Here is a 15,530-nt window from a genome sequence, read left to right as displayed (position 1 = left end):
TAAAGCTGCGGGAGGTTTCAGGTTCGGTTATTGAGGCGATTTATTATTTTGTCGCACTTTTCCCGCGATCACGGAGGTTCGGAAGCCTTGGTAAGAGCTGAGAAAAACCGCTACCGGGACGCAAGCCTTCACGCATGAAGAAAGCGCGGAGTGGCGCAAAAGAGCGCAGCATTTCCAGACCAACGCCGCGTGCAATCTGTGCTGGCAGCATGGGTGAGAGCAGAGAACGGTTGAGTGCATCCACAGAGCCGGTGCGGGCTAGAATATCAGGACGACGACCACGGTCATAAGCGTAGATCACACGGTCCGAACCGGGGTCAGATGGATCGCTTGCAATGGCCCTGATCAGTGTTTCGACATCGCGTGTACCGAGATTAAGCCCTTGCGCGCCAATTGGAGGGAATACATGTGCTGCTTCGCCGATCAGGATGGTGCGCTTTGATGCAAATGAAAGAGGTACCATTCCGGATAGCGGCCACGCCTGCGGACGGATATCAATAGTCACCTTGCCAAGCATGGATTGCATCATGTTTTCAATACGCTGACCAAGGGCTGCGTCATCGAGTGTGAGCAGCATTTCGGCGCGATCCGGATTAACCACCCAGACGAGGCTCGAACGTTTTCCCTTGAGCGGAACCTGTGTGAATGGGCCTTCTTCGGTATGGAATTCAGTTGAGATATTCTCATGCTCTACTTCATGCGCGAAAGAAAGCACCACTGCGGTCTGCGGATAGCTCCAGCGGCGTGTGCGAATACCAGCGGCGTCCCGGGCAGCGGAATTGCGTCCATCAGCCGCCACGACCAGACGCGTATGCAGTGTATTACCACCTGCAAGTGTGATGGTGACGTGATCGCCATTGTTTCGATATTCGATTGCAGGTTGTGTGATGCGTTTGATCGCTGGGTTGTTTTCAACGGCTCCCGCAAGCTTCTGGTTCAGCGCTGCATTTGGAATGTTGAATCCAAAGGCTGTTTCATCGATTTCGCCTGCGCGGAATGTTACGGCGGGACTTCGAATAAGACGCTGAGTGGCATCAACAATCCGCATTGAAGCAAGAGGAGCAGCCTCGGGCGTGATATCGTTCCAAACGCCGATTTTTTCAAGAAATCGGATAGCCGGCATCATCAGCGCTGTGGTGCGGCGGTCGTTTCTGTCTGTTTCCGGACCAAGCAGTGCCGTGCGATAACCTTTGGCGCTTAGGGCCAATGCTGCCATCATTCCAGCAGGGCCACCGCCACTGATTGTGATTTCGGTGAGGGGCTTTTCTACAACCACGTCATTCATGTGCTCTATCCTTGGCCAGAAACGTCAGGCCCAAAGCGATTCTTATCGCGTCGTATTTGTTGCCACTTAATCGCAAATGGCGGTCAAAGGCCATTGTCGCATAAGCTAAAACCCAATCTTTGGTGGAATGAGGGCGGTTTTGTCTCACGACTTACTTGCTCTTTTCGCCTTATTCGGGGAAAGCTTTGTACAACAGCATGGCTTCCACCGATCATTCGCGTTGGAGGTCTTATCTGCCGCCTCACGCCTTGTTGGAAGATTGAAGGCGGCGATCAAGAGAAATGGCAAACGGCGTGAAAAGCAAACTAACCGGAAAACTCAAAGCCAAGAAAGTGACTGCGCCGCAGGCGAAGGCATTTTCTGTTCATCTGCTCACCGCGTCCGGTTCGTTTCTGGCGTTTCTGTCAATCGTGGCCGCAAGTGATGGCCGCTACACCGCTATGTGGTGGTGGCTTGGCCTTGCATTGTTCGTCGATGGCATCGATGGACCAATTGCGCGTAAGCTCGAAGTCAAATATGTGCTGCCGAACTGGTCGGGCGAGTTGCTCGACAACATTATCGACTATGTGACCTATGTTCTGATCCCGGCCTTTGCGCTCTATCAAAGCGGATTCATGGGGACGAACCTGTCTTTCATATCCGGTGCAATTATTGTGGTTTCAAGCGCGATTTACTATGCCGACACCGGCATGAAGACGAAAGAAAACTTCTTCAAGGGCTTCCCGGTCGTTTGGAATATGGTGGTGTTTACGCTCTTCATTGTCCGGCCAGGGGAATGGGAAGCCTTCGCGATTGTGGTCCTGTCGGCCATCCTTTCCTTCCTGCCGATCAGCTTCCTGCATCCAGTGCGTGTGGTGCGTTTGCGCCCGCTCAATCTGACGATCTTTTTACTGTGGTGTGCCTTTGGGGCTGCAGGTCTTTATTATACCCTTGATGCGCCACTCTGGGTGCGCGTCGGCATCACAGTGACGGGACTATATATCTATTTCATCGGCGCAATCATGCAGTTCTTCCCCAATCTTGGACGAACTGCTGCTGTTATAGCGGCTGAACAGGCTGCAGAAGCGAAGAAGAGAGGCTGAGGAAACATGATCAACGCTATTCGAGTTCACCAGACGGGCGGTCCGGAAGTTCTGCAATACGAAAAGATCGAGATTGGTGAGCCAGGAGTAGGCGAAGCCAAGGTGCGCCATGAGGCCATTGGGCTGAACTTCATCGACGTCTATTTCCGGACGGGGCTTTATAAAGCGGCGCAGATGCCGTTTACCCCTGGCAACGAGGGTGCCGGCATTGTTGTGGCTGTTGGCTCTGGCGTCGAGACCGTCAAAGTAGGTGATCGGGTTGCCTATGCAGCGACGCCCGGTTCCTATGCCGAAGAGCGCATTTTGCCTGCCGACAGGCTTGTTAAAGTACCTGATAGCATCGAGCTGAAAACCGCTGCTGCCATGATGCTCAAGGGCATGACGGCGCAATATCTTCTGCGTCAGACCTTTGTTGTGAAGCCGGGACACACGATCCTGTTTCATGCGGCAGCAGGTGGCGTCGGGCTTATTGCCGGTCAATGGGCGAAACATCTTGGTGCAACCGTTATCGGTACAGCCGGATCAGAAGAGAAGATCGCTCTGGCCAAAGCGCACGGCTACGACCACGTTTTCAATTACCGCACCGAAAACTTCGTTGAGCGTGTGAAGGAATTGACCGGCGGTGAGGGCGTGAATGTTGTCTATGATTCTGTGGGACATGACACCTATATGGGTTCGCTCGATGTTCTGAAGCCGCTGGGCATGTTTGCCTGCTTCGGCCAGTCTTCCGGCGTTATTCCTCCGTTTGATCTCAATCTTCTTGCTCAGAAGGGTTCGCTTTTTGCCACCCGCCCGACGCTGTTTAATTATGTTGCAAAGCGTGCTGAACTCGAGAAGACGGCGAACGAGTTGTTCGATGTCGTGGCAAGTGGTGCAGTGAAGATCGAAATCAACCAGACCTATGCGCTAAAAGATGTGCGTAAGGCGCATGAAGACCTCGAAGCGCGCAAGACGACGGGTGCGAGTATTCTGCTTCCGTAATATAGAAGCTGTGAGCACGATCCCGAAAAGTTGCGAGGCTTTTTGGATCATAAATTGCGTGAAATGAAACGGCGGTGTGCATATGTCCTCCGCCGTTTTCTTTTTGGCTTTTCAAGAACGAACTTGCTGGATAAGGTCGTTCAAACATAACCTTGGGGAACAATGTCAGCGCCTTTATCCGACCGGCCTCTTTTGGATGTCCGCCGGCTCACTAAAGTATTTGGTCAACTCAGAGCGTGCGATGCGGTAGATCTCGTCATCGAAGCTGGGGAAATACACGCCCTTTTGGGTGAAAACGGTGCTGGCAAATCCACATTCGTGAAAATGCTGTTCGGCGCGCTCCAGCCTCTGGAGGGCGAGATCGTCTGGAAAGGTCAGCCGGTAACGATCAACGAACCAGCTACGGCAAGAAAACTCGGCATCGGCATGGTTTTCCAGCATTTCTCGCTGTTTGACTCGCTCACTGCTGCCGAAAATATTGCGCTGTCGCTCGATGGTTCGCTGTCCCTTTCCGATGTCGCCAAACGTGCGCGCGATGTGGGGCAGGCTTACGGTCTTCCAATTGATCCGCAAGCCCATGTCGGTGACCTCTCGGTCGGCGAACGCCAGCGTATCGAGATTGTGCGTTGCCTTTTGCAGGAACCGGACCTCATCATTCTTGACGAGCCGACATCGGTTCTTACACCGCAGGAAGCTGACCGCCTGTTTGAAACGCTGGAGCGTTTGAAGGCGGAAGGCAAGTCGATCCTTTATATCAGTCATCGCCTCGAAGAGGTGAAACGGCTTTGCGACCGCGCCACTGTGCTGCGTCACGGCAAAGTCGTCGCGCATTGTGATCCCAGACAGGAAACGGCTGCATCGCTTGCCCGCATGATGGTCGGCAATGACATCAAGGTCGTGGCACGCAGCCCGATGGCAGCCTCAGAAATACAGGCAGCGCCGCTTTTTGAAATCAAAAACCTGTCTCAAGCTCCGCGCGGCCCGTTTTCGACTGCACTGAAAGACATTTCGCTCAGCATCAAAGCCGGTGAAGTCGTTGGCATTGCTGGCGTCGCCGGTAACGGGCAGAGCGAGTTCTTTGAAGCCATTTCGGGCGAGGTTTTGCAATCTACGCCGTCGGCGGTCCGCATTCGCAGCACGGATGCTGGCAAACTCGATATTAGTGAGCGCCGCATGTTGGGCGCAGCTTTTGTGCCGGAAGAGCGTCTTGGGCATGGCGCTGTACCAGCACTGACGCTGACCGAAAATCTTTTCCTTTCACGCTATAAGACCGATGCAAAGGCTTTCATGCGCGGCGGCAGCTTGAAGCTTATTGCCGAAAGCGCACTACGCTCGGCCGCAAAGCGGATCATTCAAACAATGGATGTACGCAAGAGCGCGGAAAATCCACCAGCGTCCGCCTTGTCTGGCGGTAATCTGCAGAAGTTCATCATTGGACGCGAGCTCGATCGTTCACCCTCTGTAATGGTCGTCAATCAGCCGACATGGGGCGTGGATGCAGGCGCTGCAGCGCATATCCGGCAGGCGCTGGTTGATCTTGCCCGCTCGGGGTCAGCCGTGCTTGTGATTAGCCAGGATTTGGATGAGCTGCTTGAAATCAGTGACCGCATCGCCGTGATGAACCATGGCACACTTTCCCATCCCATGCCTATCGCAGAGGTAACGCTGGAAAAGATTGGTCTTCTGATGGGCGGCGTTTCCGGCTCGGATCAGGCGGGGGCAGCGTGATGCGTATTGAACTCGTAAAACGACCGCAGCCTTCAAAACTCTTTAGCGCCGTTTCGCCGTTGCTGGCCTTGGTGCTTACGCTTATTTTTGGTGGTATCGCGTTTGCATTGATGGGCAAAGACCCACTTCATGCGCTTTATGTTTTCTTCATCGAACCACTGTTTGACGTCTGGTCGTGGCATGAGCTTCTGGTCAAGGCCACGCCGCTTATTCTGATCGCTATTGGCCTTTGTGTTTGTTTCCAGTCAAACAACTGGAATATTGGTGCTGAGGGCCAGTTCATTATCGGCGCGATTACCGGTTCGATCCTGCCGGTGATGTTCCCTGACCTGCAAACATGGATCGTGCTACCTTTGATGATGCTGATGGGCATGGCAGGAGGTGCTGCCTATGCGTCCATCCCGGCGCTTCTGAAAGTTCGTTTCAACACCAACGAAATTCTCACCAGCCTGATGCTAGTTTATGTCGCGCAGTTGTTTCTCGACTGGCTGGTGCGTGGTCCATGGCGCAATCCGGAAGGCTACAATTTCCCGGAAACGCGCCAATTTAATCCAAGTGCTGTCTTGCCGGAAATCTGGAGTGCATCGGGCCGTGCCCATTGGGGCTTCATCTTTGCCATTGTTGCTGCGGTGCTGGTCTGGTTCCTGCTCGCCAAGACGCTTAAAGGCTTTGAGGTCAAGGTTATAGGCCAAAGCCCACGGGCAGGGCGCTTTGCAGGTTTCAGTCGCGGTAAGCTGGTCTTCTTTGTCTTCGCAATTTCAGGCGCGCTGGCTGGCCTTGCAGGCATCGCCGAAACCTCCGGTGCCATCGGCCAGCTACGCCCTGTCATCTCACCCGGATATGGCTTTACGGCGATTATCGTTGCCTTCCTTGGAAGGCTCAATCCGATTGGTGCGATTGCAGCCGGTTTCGTGCTGGCACTTTCATATCTTGGCGGCGAAGCGGCACAGGTTGCCATCGGTATCTCCGAAAAGTCAGCGCGTGTGTTTCAGGGCATGATCCTGTTTTTCGTGCTCGCTTGCGACACGCTCATTCACTATCGCATCCGCTTTGTGGCGGGTCGCTCAGCAGGAAAGGCCTGATCAATGGATTTGACACAGGCAATCCTCCTCACCATCGCAACTGCTGCAACACCTTTGTTGATTGCAGCCATTGGTGAACTCGTTGTCGAACGCTCCGGCGTCTTGAACCTTGGCGTCGAAGGCATGATGCTGATGGGTGCTGTTTCGGGGTTTGCTGCCGCGCAGTTCACCGGTTCGGCGTGGCTCGGCATGATTGCCGCCATTCTGGTAGGCACGTTATTTTCGGGCATTTTCGCTTTTCTAACACTGTCGCTTGTGACCAATCAGGTAGCAACAGGTCTCGCGCTCACTATTCTGGGCATTGGTGCGTCAGCCATGTTGGGCGAAAGCTTCGTCGGTATGCCGGGCGTGCGTCTAGGTGCGATCAGTATCCCATATCTCAGCGATATTCCTTATGTCGGTCGCTTCCTCTTCGGGCAGGATCCGATTTTCTATATATCCATATTGCTGGTGATTGGCGTGACATGGTTCCTGTTTCGCACGAGAGCAGGCCTGCAATTGCGCGCTATCGGTGACAATCACGGCTCAGCCCATGCGCTTGGTGTGCATGTGGTTCGCACGCGTTATCTCGCCGTGCTGTTTGGCGGTGCTTGTGCAGGGCTCGCGGGCGCGCAGCTGTCACTGGTTTATGTGCCTCAATGGGTGGAGAACATGTCGGCAGGGCGTGGCTGGATTGCACTTGCGCTCGTCGTGTTCGCCTCATGGCGTCCATGGCGTGTTCTGATCGGCGCCTATCTCTTCGGTGCCGTAACTATTGGCCAGCTTCATGCGCAGGCGCTTGGTTTCGGTCTTCCGTCGCAGTTCCTTTCGGCCTTGCCTTACATCGCGACCATTGTGGTTCTGGTCATCATCTCGCGCAACAGGCGTCTGACGATGATGAATACGCCTGCGTCGCTCGGCAAACCTTTTGTGCCGGACAGGTAAATATGAGTTCTGAACGGCAGACCGGCTCCCACGGCCTGCCGTTTTGTTTTGAGGGTGACAACAAGGAGTGCAGGGAACATGAAAAAGACGCTGTTGGCGATTGCCACTGCAGCCAGCTTTATGGTTGGCGGGGCAGCACATGCAGAAGACAAGCTGAAAATTGGCTTCATCTATATCGGACCTCCGGGAGATTTCGGCTGGACCTATCAGCACGATGTGGCCCGTAAGGAAATGATCGAAGCTCTTGGCGATAAGGTTGAAACGACCTTCCTCGAAAACGTACCGGAAGGTGCGGATGCCGAGCGTTCGATCGAGCGTCTTGCTCGTGCAGGCAACAAGCTGATCTTCACGACTTCTTTCGGTTATATGGACCCAACCATTAAGGTTGCTGCCAAGTTCCCGGATGTGAAGTTTGAACACGCAACCGGCTACAAGACCGCTGACAACGTATCTGCTTACAATGCGCGCTTCTACGAAGGCCGCTATGTGCAGGGCGTGATCGCTGCCAAAATGTCGACCAAGGGTGTTGCTGGCTATATCGCTTCGGTTCCAGTGCCGGAAGTGGTGCAGGGCATCAATGCATTCATGCTCGGTGCTCAGTCGGTCAATCCTGACTTCAAGGTCAAGGTCATCTGGGTCAATTCATGGTTCGATCCTGGCAAGGAAGCAGATGCTGCCAAGGCGCTGGTCGACCAGGGCGTGGATATACTGACCCAGCACACCGATTCGACTGCTCCGATCCAGGTTGCGCATGAGCGTGGCATCAAAGCATTCGGTCAGGCTTCGGACATGATCAAGTTCGGCCCTGAAACCCAGCTCACCGCGATCGTGGATGATTGGGGTCCATATTATATCGACCGCGCCAAGGCCGCGCTTGACGGTTCTTGGAAGACGCAGAACATCTGGTGGGGAATGAAGGAAGGCCTCGTCAAGATGGCGCCTTACACCAACATGCCAGACGACGTTAAGAAACTGGCTGAAGAAACCGAAGCCAAGATCAAGTCGGGCGATTTCAAGCCATTTACCGGTCCTATCAAGAAGCAGGACGGTTCGGAGTGGCTCAAGGAAGGCGAGCAGGCAGACGACAAGACCTTGCTCGGTCTGAATTTCTACGTCGCAGGCGTTGACGACAAGCTGCCACAATAAGCAGTTTTAAGATCCAATAAGGAAGGGCGCTTGATGCGCCCTTTTTCTTTTACATCAAGTAACTAGTTGCATTCATTAAAGCGACAGTTTCATGCCTTCATGACTGTCAAAAAAACCGAGCGATTGATAAAAACGCAAGGCATCGGCGCGAGATTTATCGGTCGTCAACTGCACAAGTCCGCAACCACGTTCGCGGCATTTATCGATTGCCCACGCAATCATTTTTCGGCCTACGCCACCACCGCGTATATTGCTTGCAATCCGCACGCTCTCGATCTGCCCGCGCCACATGCCCTTGCGCGAAAGGCCGGGAATGAAGCTGAGCTGTAAGCAGCCGATAACTTGTTCATCTTGTTCAACCACAGCAAGCAGCTGGTTTGGATCGCTTTCTATGGCGTGAAAGGCATCGATGTAACATGCGTTCAATGGGCGGCTTGCATCTTCGCGTTTTGCTCCAAGTGCATCGTCTGCAAGCATGGCAACAATCGCCGACAGATCAGCCTGTTTGGCTTTACGGATGGATATGGCTGTATTGGTCATTGGCAGCGTCCATGGACTTCAATTTGTAGGGATAAGCCTATTCGCTCACGAGCTGTCCTAAAACCCCTTCCTAAACAAAAAGCCGGAGCATAGCCCCGGCTTAAGGTCGTTCATTCAGGCGACTTTATTCAGCAGCGTCGGCAGGTGCTGCATTGAGCATACCGTAGCGTTCTTCGCCAATCTTGGCGAGCAGATCGAGCTGCGTTTCGAGGAAGTCGATGTGACCTTCTTCGTCAGCAAGCAGTTCGTCAAAAAGCTGCTTGGAAACGTAATCGCCGAGTTCGTCGCAAATTTCGCGCGACTTCTTGTAGGATGCACGTGCATCATATTCGCCAGCCAGATCGGCTTCCAGAACTTCCTTGACGTTCTCGCCGATGCGCAGCGGAGCAACCGTCTGAAGGTTTGGATGACCTTCGAGGAAGATGATGCGGTCGATCAGCTTGTCAGCATGCTGCATTTCTTCGATGGATTCTTCGCGTTCCTTCTTTGCAAGACGCGTGAAGCCCCAGTCGTTCAGCAAACGATAGTGCAGCCAGTATTGGTTGACGGCGCCGAGCTCGAGAAACAGTGCCTCGTTAAGCCGCTCGATGACCTTTGGTTCGCCTTTCATTCCAAGAACTCCCGAATTTTTCTCGTAGAGAACGTACACGATCCATGAACTGGATGACGTTTTCGTCCATATGGTTGCGACGAAGATGGTATTCTTCGGTAACCCTTATGATGGTTTCTACGACGTTTGGGAAGCAGCCACAGCAACGGCCGCTCTTGGACATGGCGTTATAAACGGTGCCAGGGACAATCAATCGCCAGCAATCTTCATCGAGAAGTTGTATGACGACGGCTTCGATATCTTTATCAGTAATAACATTGCAGCTGCAGACTAGCATGAGTAGTAAACTCCGGCATCTGCAATGCGATGTGAAAGTATATTATTCACAATACGGTTGGAATAAACCCGTTCGTTGCCTGTGAAGGCCTCAGAAATACAGCCATTAGCTGTTAAATTTATTTCTACGCGCGCTTGGCGCAACTCTGAACCGAACAATGGTTCCTCCAATTGCAGGGGTTAAAGGCCCGAACATCAAAGGTAAACTTCGATAAGTCTTTTTAAAACCCACCGAATTAAGTCAGGTTATGGCTTTTGTGGGGTGGTTCTGTCAAATTTTATGTTTTTGAAACGTTCTAAAAATCAATAAGTTAGAATAATTCTAAATATGAGTTAACAGCCCATCTTTAAACATTAATTAGCATTTTTACCTATTCAAAACGGGGCCATTTTGACCCCGTTTCAACTTTATGTGCCATTTCGCCGCACCGTGTGGAAAACACACTCAAAAGAGCGATCAAATGCCTTCAACGGCCTCGAATCCCTCAAATTGAGGTGGGCCGGCATAAAGTGGCTTGCGGTCGCCTGCATTGCGATGTGCGTTGCGGAACTGCTCTGATTTGGTCCAGAAGACAAAATCTTCGCGCGTTTTCCAGACAGTATGCGAAGAATAAAGCGTGTAGCCATCTTCCTCGTTGGTCGCGCCGCGAAGAAGGTTGAAGCTTACGAAGCCTGGAAGCTCGGCGAGCTGGGAATCGCGGTTCCTCCAGACGGTTTCGAACTCGGCTTCATTGCCGATGATAACCTTGAATCGATTCATTGCGATGAACATTGCTGATCCTTTTCTTTTCAAAGATGGACTGGCTACAAAAAATCTCCAGGACAATCGCACAGATGGTCTGTCGTGTCCTGCTGGTTTTCCGGCGAGTGCGGTGGTAGGGCCCGCACTCGCCGCGTCGTATCTTGGGATATGAAGGCCACCACAGCGGTCAGAGATGAGCGGACTTCATCGATACGACGGTTGGTTTCTGGGAGGTCGCAACCTCCCGAATGTGATTAGAATTTTTGCGTCAACGACAGTTTGAAGTAGCGACCAGCTTCCGAGTAGCGTTCGGTCACGTTTGACACGCTATTGACGTTCATTGCGTCATAATAGGTCTTGTCGAACACGTTATAAACGCCCGCCTGAAGGCGGGTTCCATTCAACTGCTTTGGCTCCCACCAACCTGTAAGATTAACAAGCCCGTAGCCTGGCAGGCGTCGCGTTTCGGTGCCTGCGCGCGTTGAAACAGTCTGGTTGATGTAGGCGGCGGCAACGACACTGGTATCTACGCCCCAGGTTTCGGTATTATAGCCCACGCCGAAAACGCCCTTGAACGGCTGTGAGGACGCCAATGGAATATTGTCATCAAGGTTCATAGCCTTCGAATAAGCCAAAGCGCCATGAACATTAAAGCCATTTACGAAGTTGTGATGCGCCTTGACTTCAATGCCAGCAATTCGCGCCTTGTCGAGATTGCGGTACTCTGTAAGTCCTTGCGGATATTCTACAGTGCGCGTCGTGACGGTATCAATAAAGTCGCTGTAACGGTTTACGAAAGCGGTAATCTTGCCGCCTGAATCCTGGTCACCGAAATTTGCACCAATATCGATACCATATCCTTTTTCTGGGTTGAGATCCGGATTGCCGATCGTGCCGTACCCAGCCGAGAGGTAAGTAACGTAAAGCTGGTCGATTTCTGGCGCCTTGTAGGTCGTTGACACCTGTGCAAACAGTTCAAGGCCAGGTGTGGCCTGCCAGGAGAAACGAATCTTTGGCGAAATGCGGCTATCCGAATTGTTTTCGTATCCACTGATCGAATCCGGTTCATATTTGAACCAATCGAAACGTAGGCCTGGAGTGATGGCAAACGGTGTATCACCGATTTCAATGCGATCTTCCGCGAAAATGCCAAAACGGTAGGAATCGACATCTGGGGTGTCAGCTTGATTGATGTGCAGGAACGGGCAGACGAAATTCTTGTCGACGAAAGTTGCCGTTCCGCGAATGCACGCGTCGTCACCTGTCATAGATTGCGTGTTCTTACCCACACTAAAATCGCCGCCGATTGTCAAAGAGTGCGACAAAATTCCGGTATCAAATCCAAGATTTGCATAACCATTCGCGCCGTAACGTTCGTCCTCGAGAGTATAGCTACGGCTATAAGGACCAACCACCGTTCCTTTGCGTACTGTATCTGTCTCGTATAAGCGCTTCATTTTTTGCCAATAAACCGTCGCCCAGGCGTTGTTAACAAGGCCATCGTTTTGGCTTTGGTAGCGATAATCCAACGACACACGGTCACGATCATTTTTGCGGTTTTGATTGTAGTTCTTGTTGTCGTATGTCGTTCCGACGTCCGAACTTAGATTGGTGTCTGAATCATAACGATTGCGCTCAGCAGTGATGCCGATTGTATGGCCGCCTTCTAGCTCCTGACGCAGCTTGAACATCAGGTTGCTGCGATCATAATCTTTGGGGTCGGACTCGGTGCGTGCCGCGCCATATCCGCCTACGTCCCCAGTCCCCTGGATTTCGTTTCCACGCTTATATGAACCCTGAAACAAAACTGAGGTGTTCTGAATTTTTTGAGCAACAGCGCCTGAACCGATGAACGATTTGTCGGAGCCATCATATGTGAGCTTCGCAATGCCGCCGAACGCCTTACCTGGAGCAAGCAAGTCTTCAGGCTCCAGGGTTTTGAGAGCTACGGCGCCACCCATTGCGCCTGAGCCAAGACGGCTTGCATCGGCACCGTAAAGCACGTCAAATGCGGATAGGGCGGAAATGTCATATGCATCGCTGCTGCCGCCGTTCACATCGGTACGGATGGCTGCGTCGAGATAAGGTATAGGAATGCCGTCGATTGTCGTGAGTACGCGGTCATCCTGAAGGCCGCGAATGTTCACGCTACCGGTCGTTGAGCTGACGGCAAGGCCAGGTTCCAGCGTATTGGACAGATCCCGGACGGAATCAATGTCCTTCTTGCGGATGTCGTCAGCCGTTGTGACGTTCGCCAAAGGTGTATCGGAAACCGAACCCTTGGTCCCGCGTGTGTTCTTAATTACAATAGGTTTCAGCTCAACGCCGTCACTGTCAGTCGCGGCAGTTTGTTCCTGCGCGTAAGCAGTCGATGTCATCGCCAGAAATACGATTGCGAGACCTGTGCTCGTCAGAAATGACCGCTTCTGTTCCCCGTTTATTGCCCGCATTGGCTTGCACTCTCCTGAGGCCAAATAAAATCTCTTGCGCTCCAAAAAGCAGCAAAAAGATAATTGTTACAAATGGTTATGGTCTCCTCATCCCAAGAGGAGCATTTGTGCTGGCTGGAAGGAGCGACCTTCGGGCTTGCGCTGGATAAAACAAGAATTAAACTTGACTCGATTAATCCAGTAAGGCAGTGATTATAAAACATGACTTTCAATGTCAACTAAGGACTTGGTTGCCATTCGGTCAGTTCACAAGACGGCTCCATTACTGGTGCAGAGGCAAAAAAATGAATAGGCGAATCCATATCGACATGCAGGTGCGGTTGCCGCGTGAACGCGTCTCCAGCCGCATGCCCGAAATTCAATCCCGTCTTGAAACGGGTGGACAAGCTAAGTCGAACGTTTCTGAACAGTCCTACGAGCCGCAACTCAAAACTTATGGCAGCCGCGAACTCTTCAATGGCTCTCGTGAAGTGGCGATAGAGCACGGCGGCTCTCTCTATCGTTTGAAGATCACCCGTCAAGGCAAGCTCATCCTGAACAAATAGGCAAACAACTGATGACGACCCAGACCAAGCCCTCCCCAGAGCAGATACTCAAGGCACGGGCAGATAACCCGAAAATGCGTGAACGTGATTTTGCGCAGAGTCTCGGGATATCAGAGGCCGATTTTATTGCGGCTTATACCGGTGCCGATGCTGACAGCTCGATCTCCACTCGCCGCATTCGCGCAGATGTGGAAACCTTGCTCAAACACGCTCCTTCGCTTGGCGAAGTCATGGCACTGACACGCAATGAAAGTGCTGTGCACGAGAAGATCGGTCCTTTCGAAAAGACGATCTGGGGGCCGCACGCGTCGCTCACGCTTGGCAAGGAAATCGATCTCCGCATCTTCCCAAAGCACTGGGTGCATGGTTTTGCGGTTGCCAAGCTTGATGGCGAACACGTTCGCCGCAGCCTTCAGTTCTTTGATGCATCGGGCGAAGCCGTCCATAAAATTCATCTGCGCCCAGCTTCTAATCTGGAGGCCTATGAGCAGCTCGTCTCTCTGTTGTTGCTCGATGATCAGACGCCTTCGATCGAAACAAAGCCTGTTGCTGCCAAGGCAGAGAAAGCGGATGTTTCGGCTATCGATACCGATGCGTTCCGTGAACGCTGGGGCGCACTCACCGATGTTCATCAGTTTATCGGTCTTCTGAAAGATTTCGGGGTTGACCGTCATCAGGCCGTGCATCTTGCTGGGCAGGATTTCGCATGGCGCGTTGATCTGTCTGCTGTCGAAGCGATGATGAACCATGTCGTTCAGGAGCAGATCCCAATCATGTGCTTCGTTGGAAGCCGTGGCTGTATCCAGATTCACACCGGCAAGATTGCAGAAATCAAGACAATGGGTCCATGGCTCAATGTGCTTGATCCGACTTTCCATCTGCACCTTCGCGCCGATCATATCGCCAATGCCTGGGTTGTTCGTAAGCCAACCAAGGACGGTCATGTCACTTCGCTTGAGGCTTATGATGCCAATGGTGAGATGATTATCCAATTCTTCGGCGAGCGTCACGAGGGCGAAGCGGAGCTGGCTGACTGGCGCATGATCGCGGAAAATCTGCCGCGCTTGCCGCAGTCGAACGCTGCTTAACGAACACGCAGCTAACACCTAGTTTTGATGTGTATTCCGGATGTTTTCGCCCTTCGGAATACACTCTATGCCCACATTTATATGCACGTCATCATTGGATTGCGAGAAAACTCGTTTCCCGGGCGTGCTTTAGGGAAGCGGAACATGTCAATCATTTCATCTAGCATCGGTCGTTGCGCGGCGCTGGCGGTTATTGTCGCTTCGGTTGCTTTTGGCGGAGTTGCGAAAGCCGCTACGGTCGAGAAAATCACCGATACTTCGCGTCTTGTATCCATTGGCGGAGCTGTCACCGAAATCGTCTATGCACTTGGTGCGGGCGATAAGCTCGTCGCCCGTGATCAAACCAGCACCTATCCCGAAGAAGCCGCGAAGCTCGTTGATGTCGGTTATATGCGCCGTCTTTCGCCAGAAGGTGTACTTTCGGTCAATCCAACTGGTATTTTGATGCTTGAGGGTAGTGGCCCACCAGAGGCGATTGAAGTTCTTAAAAAGGCTTCTGTTCCGATGGTTGTCATTCCCGAAGAGCATACCGGCGAAAGCGTGATTGCCAAGATTAAGGCGGTCGGCAAGGCGCTTAGTCTGGAAGATAAAGCCAAAGCGCTCGCAGCTGATGTATCGCGGGACCTGGAAGCCGCGCAGAAAATTTCAGCAAACCAGAATCCGCGCAAGCGCGTGCTGTTCATCATGTCGGCTCAGGAAGGCCGTATTTTGGCCTCCGGCACTGGCACAGGTGCCAATGGTATCATCACGCTTGCGGGTGGAGTGAACGCAATCGACTCTTATCAGGGTTATAAGCAGCTCACCGATGAAGCCGTTGAGAAGGCTGCCCCTGATCTGATACTCACCATGAATATTGGCAAGGACAGCGTTCAGAAAGAGGACCTGCTGAAGAACCCAGCTCTTGCTAATTCGCCTGCCGGACGCAGCGGTAACATCGTGCAGATGGATTCACTCTATCTGCTCGGCTTTGGTCCACGTACAGGCGCTGCCAGTCGTGAATTGTCTGAAAAGCTCTATGGCAAGCAGGCTGCTAACTAAAACATATACCTGT

At 52.5% G+C, this 15,530-nt stretch carries 15 protein-coding genes; 9 read left to right on the top strand and 6 right to left on the bottom strand.

The window, feature by feature from the left end:
- Nucleotides 1-43: 43 nt before the first annotated feature.
- On the bottom strand, nt 44-1,285 hold the full coding sequence (locus QSJ70_RS11755; RefSeq protein ID WP_285536583.1) for a UbiH/UbiF family hydroxylase: 1,242 nt from the start codon (nt 1,283-1,285) through the stop codon (nt 44-46).
- Between the two features lie 281 nt (nt 1,286-1,566).
- On the opposite strand from QSJ70_RS11755, the gene pcsA reads away from it, so the two are divergent.
- From pcsA to QSJ70_RS11725, 6 genes are all read left to right on the top strand, one after another.
- The gene (pcsA, locus tag QSJ70_RS11750) at nt 1,567-2,367 is read left to right on the top strand and encodes a phosphatidylcholine synthase (protein WP_007878870.1); all 801 of its coding nucleotides are present in this window, start codon (nt 1,567-1,569) and stop codon (nt 2,365-2,367) included.
- A 6-nt stretch (nt 2,368-2,373) separates the two neighbouring features.
- Nucleotides 2,374-3,348 (top strand): quinone oxidoreductase family protein, encoded by a 975-nt coding sequence (locus QSJ70_RS11745; RefSeq protein WP_285536582.1) that lies wholly within the window; start codon nt 2,374-2,376, stop codon nt 3,346-3,348.
- A gap of 162 nt (nt 3,349-3,510) precedes the next feature.
- Nucleotides 3,511-5,076, top strand: coding sequence for an ABC transporter ATP-binding protein (locus QSJ70_RS11740; protein ID WP_285536581.1), 1,566 nt, complete (start codon nt 3,511-3,513; stop codon nt 5,074-5,076).
- Nucleotides 5,076-6,158: an ABC transporter permease gene (locus QSJ70_RS11735; RefSeq protein WP_215778644.1), complete on the top strand. Its 1,083-nt coding sequence runs from the start codon at nt 5,076-5,078 to the stop codon at nt 6,156-6,158. Before QSJ70_RS11740 ends, QSJ70_RS11735 begins: the two co-directional genes overlap by 1 nt.
- A 3-nt stretch (nt 6,159-6,161) precedes the next feature.
- Complete coding sequence (locus QSJ70_RS11730; protein ID WP_064321619.1) at nt 6,162-7,082, top strand: ABC transporter permease; 921 nt, start codon at nt 6,162-6,164, stop codon at nt 7,080-7,082.
- A gap of 78 nt (nt 7,083-7,160) precedes the next feature.
- Nucleotides 7,161-8,228 (top strand): BMP family ABC transporter substrate-binding protein, encoded by a 1,068-nt coding sequence (locus tag QSJ70_RS11725; protein ID WP_079212987.1) that lies wholly within the window; start codon nt 7,161-7,163, stop codon nt 8,226-8,228.
- A 75-nt stretch (nt 8,229-8,303) separates the two neighbouring features.
- Here the strand turns inward: QSJ70_RS11725 and QSJ70_RS11720 are convergent, their stop codons facing one another.
- The 5 genes from QSJ70_RS11720 to QSJ70_RS11700 all read right to left on the bottom strand — a co-directional run bounded on the left by QSJ70_RS11720 (nt 8,304) and on the right by QSJ70_RS11700 (nt 12,846).
- Nucleotides 8,304-8,768 carry a GNAT family N-acetyltransferase gene (locus QSJ70_RS11720; RefSeq protein WP_285536578.1) on the bottom strand — a complete coding sequence of 155 codons (465 nt, stop codon included), beginning with the start codon at nt 8,766-8,768 and terminating at the stop codon, nt 8,304-8,306.
- 124 nt (nt 8,769-8,892) lie between these two features.
- Nucleotides 8,893-9,378: a bacterioferritin gene (gene bfr, locus QSJ70_RS11715; RefSeq protein WP_215778650.1), complete on the bottom strand. Its 486-nt coding sequence runs from the start codon at nt 9,376-9,378 to the stop codon at nt 8,893-8,895.
- Nucleotides 9,344-9,655: a (2Fe-2S)-binding protein gene (locus QSJ70_RS11710; protein WP_083898663.1), complete on the bottom strand. Its 312-nt coding sequence runs from the start codon at nt 9,653-9,655 to the stop codon at nt 9,344-9,346. Before QSJ70_RS11710 ends, bfr begins: the two co-directional genes overlap by 35 nt.
- Before the next feature lie 456 nt (nt 9,656-10,111).
- Nucleotides 10,112-10,426: a heme-degrading protein HmuQ gene (gene hmuQ, locus QSJ70_RS11705; protein WP_215778652.1), complete on the bottom strand. Its 315-nt coding sequence runs from the start codon at nt 10,424-10,426 to the stop codon at nt 10,112-10,114.
- A gap of 224 nt (nt 10,427-10,650) precedes the next feature.
- The gene (locus QSJ70_RS11700) at nt 10,651-12,846 is read right to left on the bottom strand and encodes a TonB-dependent hemoglobin/transferrin/lactoferrin family receptor (RefSeq protein ID WP_285536574.1); all 2,196 of its coding nucleotides are present in this window, start codon (nt 12,844-12,846) and stop codon (nt 10,651-10,653) included.
- A gap of 284 nt (nt 12,847-13,130) precedes the next feature.
- Between QSJ70_RS11700 and hemP the strand changes: the two genes are divergently transcribed.
- The 3 genes from hemP to QSJ70_RS11685 all read left to right on the top strand — a co-directional run bounded on the left by hemP (nt 13,131) and on the right by QSJ70_RS11685 (nt 15,517).
- Nucleotides 13,131-13,391 (top strand): hemin uptake protein HemP, encoded by a 261-nt coding sequence (hemP, locus tag QSJ70_RS11695; RefSeq protein ID WP_285536572.1) that lies wholly within the window; start codon nt 13,131-13,133, stop codon nt 13,389-13,391.
- Nucleotides 13,392-13,402: 11 nt separating this feature from the next.
- Nucleotides 13,403-14,479: a hemin-degrading factor gene (locus QSJ70_RS11690; RefSeq protein WP_285536570.1), complete on the top strand. Its 1,077-nt coding sequence runs from the start codon at nt 13,403-13,405 to the stop codon at nt 14,477-14,479.
- Between the two features lie 144 nt (nt 14,480-14,623).
- The gene (locus QSJ70_RS11685; RefSeq protein ID WP_285536568.1) at nt 14,624-15,517 is read left to right on the top strand and encodes a heme/hemin ABC transporter substrate-binding protein; all 894 of its coding nucleotides are present in this window, start codon (nt 14,624-14,626) and stop codon (nt 15,515-15,517) included.
- Nucleotides 15,518-15,530: the final 13 nt, after the last annotated feature.

Origin of the sequence: Brucella sp. NBRC 12950 (genome assembly GCF_030268145.1) — a bacterium.
GTDB lineage: Bacteria > Pseudomonadota > Alphaproteobacteria > Rhizobiales > Rhizobiaceae > Brucella.
Note: the sequence above shows the minus strand (reverse complement) of the source record. Positions and strands in the feature narration are given on the sequence as shown.